We start from the raw sequence: 16,357 nt of genomic DNA, 5'->3' as shown, positions 1-16,357 counted from the left end.
ATAAAATATCTGGCTCCTATATTATAGGATGCTGACAGGTCACAATTATATCGTTTTCCTGTCTGAAAAGTACAGAGGCTGTGATTTTCCCGGTCACGTGTTACCACCCCGGAACCATCATAAGCCAGTCTGCTGGTATTCCATGCACAGATCCGGGATATCCGCATCTCTTTCCTGTGTGCCTGATGTTCACAGCGTCTTTGGATATCCCGCTTTCTCCACAGGTGCAGTTTCTGTTTTTTCTTTCCCGATATCTTCCCCTGCATCTCCAGATACTCGAACACGATCACATCTGCATGGTTTTCTTCCGCATATCTTACAATCGCACCTGCAATCTTTTTACCCAGTTCTGTGTTCAGACGTTTCGTATATGCCCATCTTCCCTGTGTCTGCGCAGAGCCATGTTCCCTCTGGAATCTGCGGATCCGTCCCAGTGTGCGGTACATCCGGTCTTTTTCACTGGGATGATCTATGAATCTTCTTCCCAGGACAGTTCCGTCTGCCCGCATGATCGTACAGACTGCATCGGTATTGATCCCTAAGTCCACGCTGCAGATAATCTGTTCTTTCACAGGTGTTTTGGTAAGTGTTACTTCCTCTTTATAGGAAAAACGCAAAAAATACTTCCGGTGTCTCTTTTCCAGAATCGGGGCAGATGCCTTTTTCCCTGACCAGCATTTTCTCAGATATTCCATATCTGTATGCTCCAGACGTATACAGAACCATTTCCAGTCATGGCCGTCATAGAGTTTCAGGTATGCTTCGTCTTTCCCTTCCACTCCTTCACGATACATGACATCACGGTAGAAGACCGGCATGGCGTGATTTTCATATACAAGCTTTGGTTTCCCGCTCTTTCCGTCTGTCTTTTCCCATAGATCCAGCCGTGTTTTATAAGAGGATACTGTCCCCAGTGCATGCTGGATGGCAGATCTGCGCAGATAGGACGGCATCTTTGGGAACCGGATATCAAAATCAAAACAGGCATGGTTTTTCTTCGTGGTATGCACCAGATGTTCTGCAGCATTAAAACGCCTCTTTGCATCCGGGATTTCTGCTAATTCTTCCCATACCTGCACATAGATCCCAATCAGATAGCTGACAGCAGAACGGTAGATCTCCAGTGTCTGGCGGATCGGGATATTCTGTTTTCGTAATTCTACGCCATAGCTGGATATTATCTGCATTTTTATTTTTCCCTGATAACTCTTTTCTCAGATTCTGTTGTTTTTTCTACTACCCATGGCTATATTTTAGCACATATAGTGCTAAAAATAAACATATGTTTTCCTTTGGGTAAAAAATTTGCGCGTCTAACTCATCACTAAGTAACGAGAATGCGACGCGCAATTATTCAAAAATCGTTCGCATTTGCGCAGGAAGACATTCGGATCCGATACCTACGGTCCACAGATACCAAACCTTTTTAATAGAAGATACTCATAAATATCCTGATCAGGATATCTCTGTCATATATGAAACTCAGGATGCAATCTTTCTTAATGATCTGAAGGGCCGCCTCACCAGCCTTTGTATTGCACACAATGGTGAGAGCCAGAAAGATAATCCATATTACTATAAGGAATTTAACTGCCCCCAGCAACGCTCCTGCTACCTTGTTCATGCCATGCAGCACAGGTAATCTCGTCACAAGATTCAGCATCCATGTGATACTCCTCACCATAATCGTCGACATCAGCAGAGAAATCAGGAAAGAAATTCCGTTCACTGCCATTCTCGCCAGATATTGAGCAATATAATCCGAAAATGTAGTTACAGCCAAATACTGGTAACTGTCAGAATTATTATTCTGAACCAGTCCATTTCTCAGCAGCTCCGGGAGATTCATTTCATTTATAAATTCAGTCTGGCTTTCTCCACTGCCTGTCCATGTGCTGTATTCCTCTCCTACAAACTCCCGGCAGCTTTCCTGTACTTTTTCATAAATTGATGTATTTTCCCGAATAAACTCATTTACATAAGGATTTATAAACCACACGATCGCCATCGACAGAAAAACACATACAAGCGAAACCAGTTCTTTTATCAGTCCCCGCCTATAACCTCTGACACATGCAGCCGCCAGAAAAAGTATCGTAATGACTCCGGCCCACGTTAAAGCCATTTTCATCCTCCTAACTAAGTTTTATTATCTCTACACCGCTGTCCAATACCAGAAGATATCTGTTCATTCCGATTTTGAAGAAATCTTTGATCGTTCCATCCACACTGCCAAGATATTTCTGTACTCCTCTGCTGTTCATTACACACATCTGGGAACTGTTGTACATCAGAATATTTCCACCGCTTAATTTAATCGTCGTATATGGAATATTGAAGTTTTCTTTGAATTTCAATTTGCCATCTGTAGTATAAACTTCCATTGTATACTGTTTGTCTTTACTGTCATTCTTAAACACAAGACCAATCATATCATTATCATAAAAAGTACTGACAATTTCTTTATCTACTTTTACTGTTTTTACTTCCTTCGGAATCTGGCTTCCATGATAAATTGTAAATCCATTATCTTTAAGTGCTACAGACCGGTTATTATCAAGATACTGGATCTGCGGAACTACCACGCCTTCATACTTATATCCACTGACAATTCTGTCATCCTCGTTCTGTCCTACATCTCCAAAATTGTAAAATGCCACATAACTGGTCGTATCACTTCCATCTACGAACTGATAGGTTACCATCATGATCACTCCGTCTTCAGATACAGCAATATCAAGGGGATATCCCGGATCATCTATCTTCGTCTGATTTTCAGCAATCAGACTTCCATCTGTACCATAAAAATCAATCCATGTATCATCTCCGCCATCCAGGATTGCCGCAACAAGACCGCTTTTGGATACTTTTGCTTTGACAATACTGTAAGAAGTAGTTACACTGCCTGTTTTTCCGGATTTATCATAAATCTCCAAAGTTGTTCCATCTTTATCCGCAATCACCGCACGAGTTCCATTGACATCTGCCACAGGATTCTGCATCTGATAGGTTTCACTCCATAATGTACTCATCTTATCAGAAACAAGCGAAACTCCGTCCGGACTGTATCGAAGGATATTTCCGTCCATTTCAACATAATTTGTAGAAACAATATCCTCCTGCTCACTTGTCTGGACTACTTTATAAGTATGATAGCTTCTCTTCTCTATGTAAAATCCCACAGCCGTTACAGCAGCAGCTATCGCCACCACTGTAATAACTGTCTTTTTCACTACACTTCTTTTGTGGCGGGACAATCTGCGCTCATAATCATCTGCATATTCCTCTTCAGCTCTCTCCCGGGCTTTCGCTTTTCTGTTTCTCTCTGCCTGAAGCTTTTTCTTTTTATGTTTTTTTATTATTTTCTTAAATGTATTTGCCATTTTAGCCTTTACCTTATTTCTCACTTTCATTTTGTTGATTATCAGGTTTCAGTTTTTGCCATTTATTATAGCACAGTTTTCTAAGGTAATACAATTACTTGTCCCGGATAAATGATTTCGTCCGCTGACATCCCATTCAATTTGCAGATCTGACTTATGGCTTCGATACTTCCGTATCTGTCCATACTTATCTGAAAAAGAGTATCGCCGGGCTGAATCACATATGACTCATGGGCTTTTCCCGCTGCTTCGCTGTTTTCCTTCTGCACAGCTTCCCTGACACGTTTCTGTGCTTTACGTTCATCTGCTTCCTGCTGGTAGATTTGTTCGGTTTTATCTGCTTTTTCTGTCTTTACATCCGGAAGCTGTTCTGTTTTGTCCGATTTTTGTTCTGTATCTGTCTGCTCTGCTGATATTTTTTTCTCTGAAGTATTGTTTTTCTTTTCAGAATTTTCTTTTTCACTGGTGCTTTGATTATTCTCTTCATTATTCTCTTCATTATTCTTTTTATTCTTCCCTGCATCATTTTGTATAGTATCTGTCCGGTATTGTTTATGCTGCCTGACAGCTTCATTGTTCGAAGTCCCGACAACAGGAGACGGCGTTATCTCCTCAACGATCACTGAAGAAACCGTCGCGCTCTCCTTTTCGTTCTGTTTTACATTCTGGTAACTTCTGTAAAAATTAACACCCACTGTCAGTACTGCAATTGCCAGACATGCAGTTAATCCATATGAAAAAACAGAAGGAGCTGCCGGCTCCTTCCTGGTTTCCTTTTTATCTGCAATTATTTTGCGAAAATCTTTCACAGCCTGATCTTCATATTTTTCCTGAGGTTCCGGCTGAAGTTCTTCATTTTTGTCGATCATATACGTCTGCATACCGGGATTTTTTTCATAATAAAGATAATACCCTCCCAGACGCACCATTTCATTGTTTTCATAACGGAAGAAAGCATCTTCCCTTTCCTGAGGTTCCATAAGCATCAGGACTTTTTCTCCTCCAAAATGTTTCATGTGTACTTTTGACATCACTTCCGATACTTTCAGGAGAAGCTGAGGCTGTGAAAAGAACCATCCCACAATCTCCTGATCTTCGAAGTACTCCTTCTGGGCTTCCTGTATCTGCTTCCATTGATTTTCCGAAAAATCGATATGATCAGGTGCTGCCTCCATCTCCTCCGCTATAATAGCACCTTTGATAAACAGATAAGCTGTCTGAGAACGCCATTTAAGATTTCCTGTAAGAACTGCCACTCTGGTTTTTGCTTCTCCCAGAGAGTCTTCCGTTCTGGCAAGTCTTACCAGAAATGTGTACACATAGTCCTCCATATAAATCCTGTAATCTTCGGCTGCCAGGCCGATCTGGCGTATATTTCTGGGTAATCCAAACGGTTCCTCACCATTTTGTCCTTCCTGAGATTCGTCCTTATAGATTACTTCTATCATCTCTCATCACCCCTTCGGGTATCAGGATAACACAGATAAATTGCAGATTTTATCACATTGTAAGAGGAATTTACCAGAATTTGGCGACAGATTTTGCACAGTGCATATTTTTATCCCGGTAAGGATATGATGTTATCAGAAGCCTCTTCGCAGCTTGTTGTTATGAAGCAAAGGGACTATAGCAATTAAAAGATATAATCAATAATGTGCTCTCGAAATCTTTTTGTGCAGGTACAATAGAGACTCTGCGAGTACATAATACGATCAGGGAGGTTTTATGGTATTTTATGTGGACTCACAGAAAAGCAGTTCTGCTGAGGAAATCGCTTTTCTTTTAAATAAATGTATTCTTCAATATCCCGGCAGATGGTCGGAACTGGTTTTTCTGTGTATCGGAAGTGACCGCGTGACAGGAGACTGTCTCGGTCCCTATATCGGACACCAGTTACTTGAACATCTGAATACGGACACTCATGGCGTTTATGTTTACGGTACCCTGAAAAGCCCCGTACATGCTTTAAATCTTTCCAGAATTTCCCGCCAGATCAAAATTCTGCATCCCGAAGGTCTGGTTATTGCAGTGGATGCCTCTCTTGGACAAAAAAAGCACCTGGGGTATGTGACCATCGCAGATGGTGCACTTTACCCAGGTGCTGCAGTTCAGAAAGAACTTCCTCCTGTTGGTGATATCCATATCACAGGGATTGTAAACATTGCAGGTGTACTGGAACAGCTAACCCTTCAGACTACCCGCCTGTCTACGGTAATCTCTCTGGCAGATACCATCACACAGGGAATCGTAAATTATACAAATTCTTTGATCTGTTTGTAGATGCCTTCTGCATCAAGACCATATTTCTCAAGAAGAGCTGTGGCAGGACCGGATTCTCCGAATACATCATTTACACCGATACGTTTTACAGGTACAGGTGCTTTCTCAGACAGGCATTCGCATACTGCTCCTCCAAGTCCGCCGATTACTGAATGCTCTTCTACAGTTACAACCTTGCCTGTTTCTTTGGCTGCTGCAACTACAAGTTCTTCATCCAGAGGCTTAATCGTATGGATATTGATTACTTTTGCATCTACGCCGTCTGCCGCAAGCTTCTCTGCAGCTTCAAGAGCAGGAGCTACGCAGAGACCGTTTGCAATGATCGTAAGGTCTTTTCCTTCACGAAGGACAATACCTTTGCCTAATTCAAATTTATAGTCCGGTCTGTCATTGATAACCGGAACTGCCAGACGTCCAAATCTCATATATACAGGACCAACATGCTCATAAGCTGCTTCTACCATAGCTTTTGCTTCAATATCATCAGAAGGGCAGGCAACAACCATTCCCGGAATTACTCTCATAAGAGCAAAATCCTCACAACACTGATGGGTAGCACCATCTTCACCTACAGAAATTCCGCCATGAGTAGCGCCAATTTTTACATTGATTTTCGGATATGCAATAGAGTTACGAACCTGCTCAAAAGCACGTCCTGCTGCAAACATTGCAAATGTGCTGGCAAATGGAACTTTTCCTGTAGTAGCCAGACCTGCGGCAATGCCCATCATATTACACTCGGCAATACCGCAGTCAATATGACGCTCCGGAAATTCTTTTTTGAATACGCCAGTCTGAGTAGCTGCAGCAAGGTCAGCGTCCAGAACGACCAGGTTCTCATGTTTCTTACCTAATTCAACCAGCGCAGCACCGTAGCTTGCTCTTGTTGCGATCTTCTTTACTTCTGACATAATGCTTCACCTGCCTTTTCTAACTCTTCCATTGCCTGTGCATACTGCTCGTCATTCGGAGCTTTTCCATGCCATCCAACCTGATTTTCCATAAAGGAAACACCTTTTCCTTTTACAGTTTTCATAATGATAGCTGTAGGCATTCCCTTAGTAGCTTTTGCTTCATCAAAAGCAGCTCTTAACTGATCCATATCATTTCCGTCTGCAACGTTAATCACATGGAAGTTAAATGCCTCAAATTTCTTATCAATCGGGTATGGAGAACATACTTCATCAACCTTACCGTCGATCTGAAGTCCATTATTATCCACGATCACTACAAGATTGTCCAGTTTTCTGAAGCCTGCAAACATAGCAGCTTCCCAAACCTGGCCTTCCTGAATTTCGCCGTCGCCTAATAAGGTATATACACGATAGCTTTCATTGCTTAATTTGGCAGAAAGCGCCATACCAACTGCTGCAGAGATTCCCTGTCCCAGAGAACCGCTGGACATATCAACACCCGGGATATGTTTCATATCCGGATGTCCCTGTAAATAGGAACCCAGATGACGAAGAGTCTTCAGATCTTCTTTTGGGAAAAAGCCTCTTTCTGCAAGTGCAGAATAGTATCCCGGTGCTGTGTGGCCTTTGGAAAGTACGAAACGGTCACGATCAGCCTTCTTAGGATCCTTTGGATCAATATTCATTTCTTCAAAATATAAATAAGTGAATACATCTGCTGCAGACAGAGATCCGCCCGGATGTCCTGCTTTTGCAGAATGTAATGCAGTAACGATGTCTTTACGGACTTCGTTTGCAATTTTCTGAAGTTCTAATTTTTCCATTGTGGTAAATTCTCCTTATTCGCCGAATACTGCTTTATAATCTTTCTGGAATTTCTCAATACCTGCATCTGTCAGAGGATGTTTTGTCATCTGTACGATTACATTGTACGGAACAGTTGCAATGTCAGCACCTGCAAGTGCACAGTCTGTTACATGGATCGGATTTCTTACGCTTGCTGCGATGATTTCTGTCTCGATTCCTGCCACTTCAAAAATCTCAGCAATCTCGCGGATCAGATCAACACCTCTTGTAGAAATGTCATCCAGTCTTCCAAGGAACGGAGATACATAAGTAGCACCTGCTCTTGCAGCCAGAAGTGCCTGGTTAGCAGTGAAGATCAGAGTAACGTTTGTCTTGATTCCTTCTGCATGAAGAACCTTAACTGCTTTCAGACCTTCTACTGTCATAGGAATCTTAACAACCATGTTCGGATGGATGGCTGCAATCTCACGTCCCTCTTTGATCATTCCTTCTGCATCTGTTGTAGTAGCTTTTACTTCACCGCTGATCGGTCCGTCTACGATAGATGTGATCTCTTTGATTACTTCCTTGAAATCCCTTCCTTCTTTTGCGATAAGAGACGGATTTGTGGTAACACCACAGATTACACCCATATCATTAGCTGCCTTAATATCTTCTACTTTTGCTGTGTCAATAAAAAATTTCATGTTCTTAACCCTCCTGATTTTTGCTTGTCATAATCGTTCATTGATCTGATGGTTTCATTATAACAGACTTTACATTTAGGTCAAGCGTGGCAAAAGATTATTAATAATTTCTTTATTAATAATCGCATGTCTTATTAATTCTTTATTTTCCAGTCAAAGCATATATTCGTTGTTATCAACATGCAATATACAATATGTTTTATAACCATTTCTTTTCGTAACTGTTCGCTGTCTTTGCTGTTGCAGGAAACCTCCGTCAGAAATCATTTCTGATATCGGATTTCAGCCGCACATCCTGAAATTTTGGTACGTTTCCAGAAAATGCCTGCCGGGTAGATATTCGCAATCTACCTCGCCACACAGCTCTATACCAAATAACTGTTCTGCAGTTTCGATAAATTATTATTAATAATTTTCATTCGACGTATTTAATTATTTTTTTGGTTCTGACATACCCCGTAGTGCGTCTCGCTATCAGCTTGGGGGTATATTCAATATTATAGAGACTGACAGGAGCAGAATCTGTGAGAAAACGGTCCTGCTCATCGATTTTGCGCAGTATAATATCACAGGCATCTCTGCCTTTAAGGGCTACGAAATGATCGATCGTAGTAAGAGAGATCTTCCGTATTCCCGAATAAAAGATATTATCGCACCCAATCACCGATACATCCTTGGGTACATGAATCCTTGCTTCATGGAGAGCATCCAGCGCACCAATAGCCATCATATCATTCTGGCCTGCAATAGCTGTAAATTCCCTGCCTTCATCCAGAAGCTCCATAGTAAGCTCATAACCCATCGAATATTCCGAATCCATCCGTGGGATCTGCATATCGATAGCTTCATCCGCAGCCTTAATGATCACATGATCCTTCAGGCCTTCTTTCTCAAACTCTTTCACAAAACCATTTACACGTTTTGTTCTCTGCCATTGTCTCCTTGTCAGGGGCGGAGTGATAAACGCTACATCTCTGTGCCCCAGATCAAGCAGATGTCTTGCCATCATCCTTCCCACAACTGTATTATCCTGATTAATGGCATCTATAGTTGTAGTTTTCTCTTTATTGCTGATGATAACCAGTGGGATTGTCTGCGCCAGTTCCTCTACCTGCTGCTGAAAATCCGGATTTGGATTACAGCAGTAGATAATGCCAAGCGGCTCTATTGTACCCATCATGCGCAGATACTTCTCCTCCAGACGGGGATCTCTCTGTGTATTACAGATAAAGACACCATATCCCTGTTTGTTCGCCACTGCCTCAATTCCCTGCAGAAGCAATACATAATACGGGCTTGTAAGCGTAGGGCAAAAAACAACGATCAGCTTCTCTTTCCGGCTTTCTTTTCTGTTCTTTCGTCCGGGAAGATGATAGCCTAATTCTCTGGCTGCCTGCTCTACCTTCTCCACTGTTTCTCTGGAAAAAGAAACATTATATTTCTTATTCAGGACCATGGAAACAGTTGCCTGGGAGACTCCTGCCCTCTTTGCCACGTCAGAAGAAGTTGCTTTCTTTTTAGACAAAGTGATGCCTCCTTTTCAACAGTAACCTTAAAGCTCCACACGCCCCTCAAGAGCACGTAAAAGAGTCACTTCGTCAATATATTCCAGATCTCCTCCTACCGGAACTCCGCTTGCGATCCTGCTGACTTTGATCCCGGTAGGTTTGATCAGCTTACTGATATACATTGCCGTTGTTTCCCCCTCCAGACTGGAGTTGGTAGCAATGATCACTTCCTTTACCTCATCCTTTGCCAGACGCTGCATGAGTTCTTTCAGTTTGATATCATCCGGCCCGATTCCAAGCATTGGAGAGATTGCACCATGAAGAACATGATAAACGCCATCAAACTTGCCTGTTTTTTCATAAGCTGCAAGATCTCTTGTATTCTCTACCACCATGATCACTGAATGATCACGCTTATCATTGCTGCAGATGGGACAGATCTCTCTGTCTGTCAAAGTACAGCAGCACTTGCAATACTGTACATTCTCTCTGGCACCGGTAATGGAAGAGGTAAGCTGCTCTACCTGATCCTTTGGCATATTCATGATGTGAAATGCCAGTCTCTGTGCTGATTTCGCACCGATTCCCGGAAGATGGGAAAGCTGCTCGATCAGCTTATTGATATGACTGCTGTAGTATTCCATCAGAATGGAAGACCTCCGCCAAGTCCGCCCAGACCACCTGTCAGTTTAGACATAACAGCCGTAGATTCTTCTTCCACTTTGCGAAGTGCTTCGTTTGTAGCTGCAACGATGAGATCTTCCAGCATTTCGATGTCATCCGGATCTACAACTTCCTCCTGAAGCTTTACTTTTGTCACCTCTCTCTTACCTGAGATAGTTACCTCTACAGCGCCGCCTCCTGCAGTAGCCGTAAATTCTTTCTCTTCCAGAGCTTTCTGATTCTCTTCCATCTGGCGCTGCATTTTCTGCGCCTGTTTCATAAGATTATTCATATTTCCCGGCATACCCATTCCCGGGAATCCTCCACGTTTTGCCATTTGTGATGTCCTCCTTGCTATTTATTGCCTTATTATTTACTGCCTTTTCTGTCCGGAGAATATTTAGTTACTGTTCACTCCGTTCACAGTAACGTAGCCAAAATTCATTCCAGATTGCCTGTGGCAATGGAATTTTGGCTTGTATGTCTCGGGATTTTGGCATATTCATGCCAAAACACCTCGCGGGATAGTGGTGTGTGAACAGTAACAATATTTATTCTCCTTTTTCCTCATCAGGATCTTCCTCTATCACAACATCCATGTGGATATTATTCTTTATCGCCTGGTCCACTGTGATATTTGCCAGATTTGTATGCTGACGCTTATCTGCCACCAGCATCTGGATCTCTACTGTTTTTCCTGTCTGGGCAGTGATGATGTCCTGAAGCTCTTTCTTCGCTTCCGGATTGTCCACATAGGACTGCCCCAGAAAATCCTGAAATTCCACATAAAGAACAGGTTCTCCTGTCTCACTGTTATACTTCGGAACAGATTTCTGAAGCATCTGTTTAAACATCCCTGTTGTCTGTCCTGTGATCACTCTCCAGCCTGCCACGATCTTCTGCAAATCTTCCGGTGCAGCTTTCGCCGGTGCTTTGTTTCCCGCCGGTTCCTGAACTGCTCCGGTTTCTGCCGGCATTTTCCCTGAACCCTGCTGCACGATCACCTGCTGTACCGGACGTTCATCCATCCGCTGTTCCAGCACACGCAGTCTGTCCAGAACAGAATCCAGATTAGTCTCCATTGCAGGACGGCACAACTTGATCAGTGCAATCTCCACGAGAACCCTTTTCTGGGTTGCATATCGGATCTGATTGGACAAATCCGAAAAAATACGGATATACCGCATCAGCGTCTCCACATCCAGCATGGTGCTCTCTTCTTTCAGAAGCTTCATGTTGTCGGATGAGACATCGATCGCTTCCTCCGGATTCTCAGAAGTCTTAACGAGAAGAAGATTTCTCATATACCAGGTAAAATCTCCCACAAACTGGCTCAGTTCCCTGCCTCCTACGATCAGTTCCTCCAGGATATGAATGGAACCTGTCACATCTCCCCGGATCACTTTTCGCAAAAGCTTGCTAAACACTTCGGTGTCAACGGCTCCCAGAACCTCCAGAACTTTATCATAGGTAAGTTCCTGTCCAAGATAAAAAGCAATACACTGGTCGAGAAGGCTGAGCGCATCTCGCATGGAACCATCTCCCGCTTTCGCTACATATCGGACTGCTTTTTCCTCAGCTTCTACACCTTCAACTTTGAGCAGTTCATCCAGTCTGGCCGCGATAGTGTCTATGGTGATCCTGTGGAAATCATATCTCTGGCATCTGGATAAAATCGTAATCGGAATCTTGTGCGCCTCTGTAGTTGCCAGGATAAACATAACATAAGACGGTGGTTCCTCCAGTGTTTTCAGCAGGGCATTGAAGGCACCTGTGGAAAGCATATGAACCTCATCAATAATATATACTTTATATTTACCTTCTGTAGGGCGGTAAGAAACCTCTTCTCTGATCTCACGTATATTATCCACACCATTGTTGGATGCAGCATCGATCTCGATCACATTCATTGCAGTTCCTGCCTGGATTGCCTTGCACATGGCACATTCATTACAGGGGCTGCCATTTACGGGATGCTCACAGTTGACTGCCTTCGCCAGAATTTTGGCTACTGTTGTTTTACCGGTTCCTCTGGTGCCGCAGAACAGATACGCATGGCCGATACGGTTATGCTTAATCTGATTTGTCAGAGTAGTCACTATGTGATCCTGACCTTTGACATCCGCGAAATTATCCGGTCTGAACTTTCTGTAAAGAGCAGTGTAACTCATGAGTAAACTCCTATCGTAACTATTCAGCACCCCCACTGTCAGCAGCGCGCCAAATAGTTATCTCTATCTTATTATCACAGCCGCCGCGGAAAAAATTCCCGCGGCGGTCTTTTTTACATCCATATCTTATATGAAAAAGTATCTGTCAGTCAAGTACTGTTTCACTTAATCAGTCACCAAAGCTGATACCAATCTGTTTGGCAGCAACTACAAGCTGATCTTTCGGTGATACCATCTTAAGCTTACCTGCACACTCTTCAAGAGGTACACGTTTAATTTTGCCGTTTACCACGCCGATCATGATGCCATATTCACCATCCATGATTGCCTGCGCTGCACCTGCACCGATTCTTGTGGAAAGAACGCGGTCATACGGACATGGTTCTCCGCCTCTCTGTGTATGTCCCGGAACTGTAACGCGGACTTCGCTTCCGATCTCTTTGTAGATCTGGTCAGCAATCTCATAGGAAACGGACGGATATTTCTTTGCTCGGGCTTCCAGTTTCTCTTTGTATTTCTTTTTAGGAAGTTCTGCGTCTTCTTTGGAAATCGCACCTTCTGCAACTGCAAGGATTGTGAAACGCTTGCCTGCTTTGGCGCGTTTCTGGATTGCTGCGGTAACTTTTTTGATATCATATGGAATCTCAGGAATCAGGATGATATCCGCACCGCCTGCAACACCTGCATGAAGTGTCAGACTTCCTACCTTGTGTCCCATGATCTCTACGATAAATACACGTCCATGTGAAGATGCTGTCGTATGGATACAGTCAATGGCATTTGTGGCAATGTTTACCGCACTCTGGAAACCAAAGGTCATGTCTGTGCCATAGATGTCATTATCAATAGTCTTTGGAAGATGGATAATGTTCAGTCCTTCTTCTCTCAGAAGGTTTGCTGTCTTCTGTGTACCATTTCCGCCAAGGATCACAAGGCAGTCCAGGCAGAGTTTATAATAAGTCTGCTTCATTGCTTCAACCTTGTCCAGGCCATTCTCATCCGGGACACGCATCAGTTTGAATGGCTGTCTGGATGTTCCGAGGATTGTGCCGCCCTGTGTAAGGATTCCGGAAAAATCTTTGGATGTGAGCATACGGTATTTACCATAGATCAGTCCTTTATATCCATCATCAAATCCATAAACTTCCAGTTCATCCAAATTGTTACTCAGTCCCTTTACTACTCCTCGCATGGTAGCGTTAAGAGCCTGACAGTCACCGCCACTGGTAAGCATACCTATTCTTTTAATCATGATAGTATCCTCCATTTCTGTGTTTTAAGAATTATCCATATCCATACATACAAGACATGTTGTGTACTCTGGCATATCCATTTCCAGAATAAAGATAGTTTATTTCTGTTTATTATATAATATTTATCGTTTTCATACAATAGTGTTAGAAAAGTTTTAGTTACTATTCACGCACTACGTTCGTTACTGTTCACTCCGTTTGTTACTGTTCACTCCGTTCCCAGTAATAAGTTTTACTATAATGATTCACTATTGACAAAACAGCCTCCTGCCTATATAATCAGAAATGCGCAGCCGGGGAGATAGCGGTGCCCTGTACCTGCAATCCGCTACAGCAGGGGTGATGCCAATCCGAGGCTTGTATCCTGTGGAGCTGCCCTCTATAAGTGGCGTTGACGTTTGGGTCTTACGCAACAGGAATCTGTGAACCGTGTCAGGACAGGAATGTAGCAGCACTAAGCAGAAGCTCTTGTGTGCCGTAAGGGTGCCTGGGCTGAGTTAACTGTAGAGGTAACGTCTGTGGGACCATTCCGAAGTGCGGCGCGCAAAAAAGAATATTCATGATGCAGGTCATCATATAAAAAAGCATTCAGAATTTTATCTGTTGATAATTTCCTGAATGCTTTTCTTATTTTTGTAATTTGCAAAAAGTCCATATATTAACAAAGGTTGGAAAAAATAATTAATCCTCCACTGCCTGTACCTGACTTTTGTTCTTATATTTCTTCATCACATGAAAATAATAAGGAATCAGTGGGATCAGTGCGGCGATCCATGCGGTCGGGTCAGCCATACAGACACCGGCAAAGGAAGTATGTCCCGCAATCAATACGACAATTCCGGTTCTCGCCACCAGTTCAAATACCCCGCCAAGCATTGGTACAAGTCCATATCCCATTCCCTGCAGAGTATTTCGATAGAGGAAAATACTTCCGAGAAACGGATATGCCCAGAATACTGTCCGGAAATAAGTAACAGACACATTTACTACGTCCTGTTCCGATGGATCTACGAAAAGATATGTCAGATATTTTCCGAAGAAAAACATCAGGAACATAACAAAAACGCTCCATCCCAGGACCATCATCTGCGTGTAACGGACTCCCTGTTTCACACGATCCATTTTTCCTGCGCCCCTGTTCTGACCTACATAGGTTGCTATGGTTGCACCGAAGGCTGTAAATACTGTGGCAAAAATATTCTGGATCTTACCGGCAGCAGAGAATCCGGCCATATGTACAGGTCCGTAAATATTGACCGCGCCCTGTACAATAATGGTTCCGATTGCTGTAATCGAAAACTGCAGTCCCATAGGAATTCCAAGCTTCAGAAGTCTGCCGAAACTGTCCCAGCATATCTCAAAATCCTTCCGTTCCAGATGAAGGATCGGAAATCTTTTTACAATATAAATCAGGCAGCACACTGCCGAAATTCCCTGTGCGATCACTGTGGCATATCCGCATCCTTCTACACCCATTCCAAAGACTACAATAAAAACTACATCCAGAATAACATTGATCACAGCCGAAATGATCAGGAAATACAATGGCGACTTGGAGTCACCCAGCGCACGCAGGAAAGCCGCAAGTGCATTATATGCACCTGTGATAATAAGGCCTGCATAAATAATTCCCATATATGCAGTTACATCACCAAATACCTCTTCCGGCGAATTCATCAGATGCAGGATTGGTTTGTTCGCAAGACTGAATCCTATGGTCATGACAATGGAAAATGCAGCCATAAGGTAAATGGACATGGCAACATAATGGCGCATCCTGTCAAATTTTTTCGCTCCGAACATCTGGGCTACGATAATCGCAAATCCACTGCTGAGTCCATTCAGCCAGCCGGTCACAAAAAACATCAGTGAACCGGTGCTTCCGATAGCTGCAAGGGCATTTACTCCGATAAATTTTCCGGCAACAATGGAATCTGCAATATTATAAAACTGCTGAAAAAGATTTCCCAGGCACATTGGAATCATAAATTTTATTATCAGACTCACCGGACTGCCGACGGTCATGTCGTTTGTTGTATCTTTTTTCATTCTTTTTATTCGCCTCTTTTTATTTCTGCCTGTAACATTACTTCTGTTATTTTTATTACTCTTATTGCCTTTAAGATTCTTCCTGTTTTTGTCTGTCTTTTACTTTTATTATTCCGGTTCTCCCTCCGGATTTTCCTGTGCAGCTTTAAGGGCTGCCTTTTCCTGCTTCTTTTTCTCACGAAGCTTTCTGAAAAACTCAGATAACATAGAAGAACATTCCTCTTCCAGAACTCCCTGTGTAATCTTTACCTGATGATTAAATCCATCCACCTGTAAAAGATTCATCACAGAACCTGCGCAGCCCGCTTTGGCATTCATACAGCCGATCACTACTTCATCTATTCTGGACTGGACAAGTGCCCCGGAACACATCTGACATGGTTCCAGCGTCACATACATAGTGCATCCCTCCAGTCTCCAGTCACCAAGTTTTTTACTGGCTTTGCGGATTGCATTCAGTTCTGCATGGGAGAGTGTATTTTTATCTGTGTTTCTTCTGTTATATCCACGTGCGATGATCTTACCCTCATGCACGATCACACAGCCGATTGGCACTTCTTCCAGAGCTTCTGCCTTCTTCGCCTGACGGATAGCTTCTTTCATAAAACGTTCCTGATCTGTCAACTTTTCTTTTCCTTTCTGC

Annotated in this window: 15 protein-coding genes and 1 other RNA gene (1 of these 16 only partly in view); 2 read left to right on the top strand and 14 right to left on the bottom strand. The window is 43.0% G+C overall.

Annotated features, from left to right (window positions below):
- The 4 genes from NQ550_RS01695 to NQ550_RS01680 form a co-directional block, all read right to left on the bottom strand.
- Positions 1 to 1,187, bottom strand: partial view of a transposase gene (locus NQ550_RS01695; protein ID WP_259839073.1) — the 5' portion only. 142 nt of this gene lie to the left of the window's left edge; only the first 1,187 of its 1,329 coding nucleotides appear in the window; its start codon is at positions 1,185 to 1,187; the stop codon falls past the left edge of the window.
- 239 nt (positions 1,188 to 1,426) lie between these two features.
- Positions 1,427 to 2,125 carry a CvpA family protein gene (locus NQ550_RS01690; protein WP_025581045.1) on the bottom strand — a complete coding sequence of 233 codons (699 nt, stop codon included), beginning with the start codon at positions 2,123 to 2,125 and terminating at the stop codon, positions 1,427 to 1,429.
- Between the two features lie 10 nt (positions 2,126 to 2,135).
- The gene (locus NQ550_RS01685; RefSeq protein WP_242832743.1) at positions 2,136 to 3,413 is read right to left on the bottom strand and encodes a DUF5711 family protein; all 1,278 of its coding nucleotides are present in this window, start codon (positions 3,411 to 3,413) and stop codon (positions 2,136 to 2,138) included.
- Between the two features lie 50 nt (positions 3,414 to 3,463).
- Positions 3,464 to 4,831: a LysM peptidoglycan-binding domain-containing protein gene (locus NQ550_RS01680; protein WP_025581044.1), complete on the bottom strand. Its 1,368-nt coding sequence runs from the start codon at positions 4,829 to 4,831 to the stop codon at positions 3,464 to 3,466.
- Positions 4,832 to 5,108: 277 nt separating this feature from the next.
- Between NQ550_RS01680 and yyaC the strand changes: the two genes are divergently transcribed.
- Positions 5,109 to 5,663 carry a spore protease YyaC gene (yyaC, locus tag NQ550_RS01675; protein ID WP_008706911.1) on the top strand — a complete coding sequence of 185 codons (555 nt, stop codon included), beginning with the start codon at positions 5,109 to 5,111 and terminating at the stop codon, positions 5,661 to 5,663.
- Here yyaC and NQ550_RS01670 read toward each other — a convergent pair.
- The 8 genes from NQ550_RS01670 to NQ550_RS01635 all read right to left on the bottom strand — a co-directional run bounded on the left by NQ550_RS01670 (position 5,636) and on the right by NQ550_RS01635 (position 13,664).
- On the bottom strand, positions 5,636 to 6,574 hold the full coding sequence (locus tag NQ550_RS01670; protein ID WP_008706912.1) for a transketolase family protein: 939 nt from the start codon (positions 6,572 to 6,574) through the stop codon (positions 5,636 to 5,638). The genes yyaC and NQ550_RS01670 overlap by 28 nt on opposite strands.
- On the bottom strand, positions 6,562 to 7,401 hold the full coding sequence (locus NQ550_RS01665) for a transketolase (protein ID WP_008706915.1): 840 nt from the start codon (positions 7,399 to 7,401) through the stop codon (positions 6,562 to 6,564). Before NQ550_RS01665 ends, NQ550_RS01670 begins: the two co-directional genes overlap by 13 nt.
- A gap of 15 nt (positions 7,402 to 7,416) precedes the next feature.
- Positions 7,417 to 8,070, bottom strand: coding sequence for a fructose-6-phosphate aldolase (gene fsa / locus NQ550_RS01660; RefSeq protein ID WP_008706917.1), 654 nt, complete (start codon positions 8,068 to 8,070; stop codon positions 7,417 to 7,419).
- 415 nt (positions 8,071 to 8,485) lie between these two features.
- Entirely contained in the window at positions 8,486 to 9,595 is a 1,110-nt protein-coding gene (locus NQ550_RS01655; protein ID WP_020993251.1) for a LacI family DNA-binding transcriptional regulator, read from the bottom strand.
- Positions 9,596 to 9,622: 27 nt separating this feature from the next.
- The gene (gene recR, locus NQ550_RS01650; RefSeq protein ID WP_008706922.1) at positions 9,623 to 10,222 is read right to left on the bottom strand and encodes a recombination mediator RecR; all 600 of its coding nucleotides are present in this window, start codon (positions 10,220 to 10,222) and stop codon (positions 9,623 to 9,625) included.
- Positions 10,222 to 10,578, bottom strand: coding sequence for a YbaB/EbfC family nucleoid-associated protein (locus NQ550_RS01645; protein WP_008706923.1), 357 nt, complete (start codon positions 10,576 to 10,578; stop codon positions 10,222 to 10,224). The genes recR and NQ550_RS01645 overlap by 1 nt, the downstream gene beginning before the upstream one ends.
- Before the next feature lie 214 nt (positions 10,579 to 10,792).
- Complete coding sequence (dnaX, locus tag NQ550_RS01640; RefSeq protein ID WP_025578599.1) at positions 10,793 to 12,412, bottom strand: DNA polymerase III subunit gamma/tau; 1,620 nt, start codon at positions 12,410 to 12,412, stop codon at positions 10,793 to 10,795.
- 169 nt (positions 12,413 to 12,581) lie between these two features.
- Positions 12,582 to 13,664 carry a 6-phosphofructokinase gene (locus NQ550_RS01635; RefSeq protein ID WP_008706927.1) on the bottom strand — a complete coding sequence of 361 codons (1,083 nt, stop codon included), beginning with the start codon at positions 13,662 to 13,664 and terminating at the stop codon, positions 12,582 to 12,584.
- Positions 13,665 to 13,950: 286 nt separating this feature from the next.
- On the opposite strand from NQ550_RS01635, the gene ffs reads away from it, so the two are divergent.
- Positions 13,951 to 14,212, top strand: an RNA gene (gene ffs / locus NQ550_RS01630) — signal recognition particle sRNA large type.
- Positions 14,213 to 14,346: 134 nt separating this feature from the next.
- On the opposite strand, the gene NQ550_RS01625 is transcribed toward ffs, so the two are convergent.
- Together NQ550_RS01625 and tadA are read right to left on the bottom strand one after the other, a co-directional pair.
- Positions 14,347 to 15,714: an MATE family efflux transporter gene (locus NQ550_RS01625; protein WP_025578594.1), complete on the bottom strand. Its 1,368-nt coding sequence runs from the start codon at positions 15,712 to 15,714 to the stop codon at positions 14,347 to 14,349.
- A 108-nt stretch (positions 15,715 to 15,822) separates the two neighbouring features.
- Positions 15,823 to 16,338: a tRNA adenosine(34) deaminase TadA gene (gene tadA, locus NQ550_RS01620; protein ID WP_025578592.1), complete on the bottom strand. Its 516-nt coding sequence runs from the start codon at positions 16,336 to 16,338 to the stop codon at positions 15,823 to 15,825.
- Positions 16,339 to 16,357 lie beyond the last annotated feature (19 nt).

The organism is Blautia wexlerae DSM 19850, from assembly GCF_025148125.1.
Classification (GTDB): Bacteria; Bacillota; Clostridia; order Lachnospirales; family Lachnospiraceae; genus Blautia_A; species Blautia_A wexlerae.
This window is presented reverse-complemented; position numbering and strand designations above follow the sequence as displayed.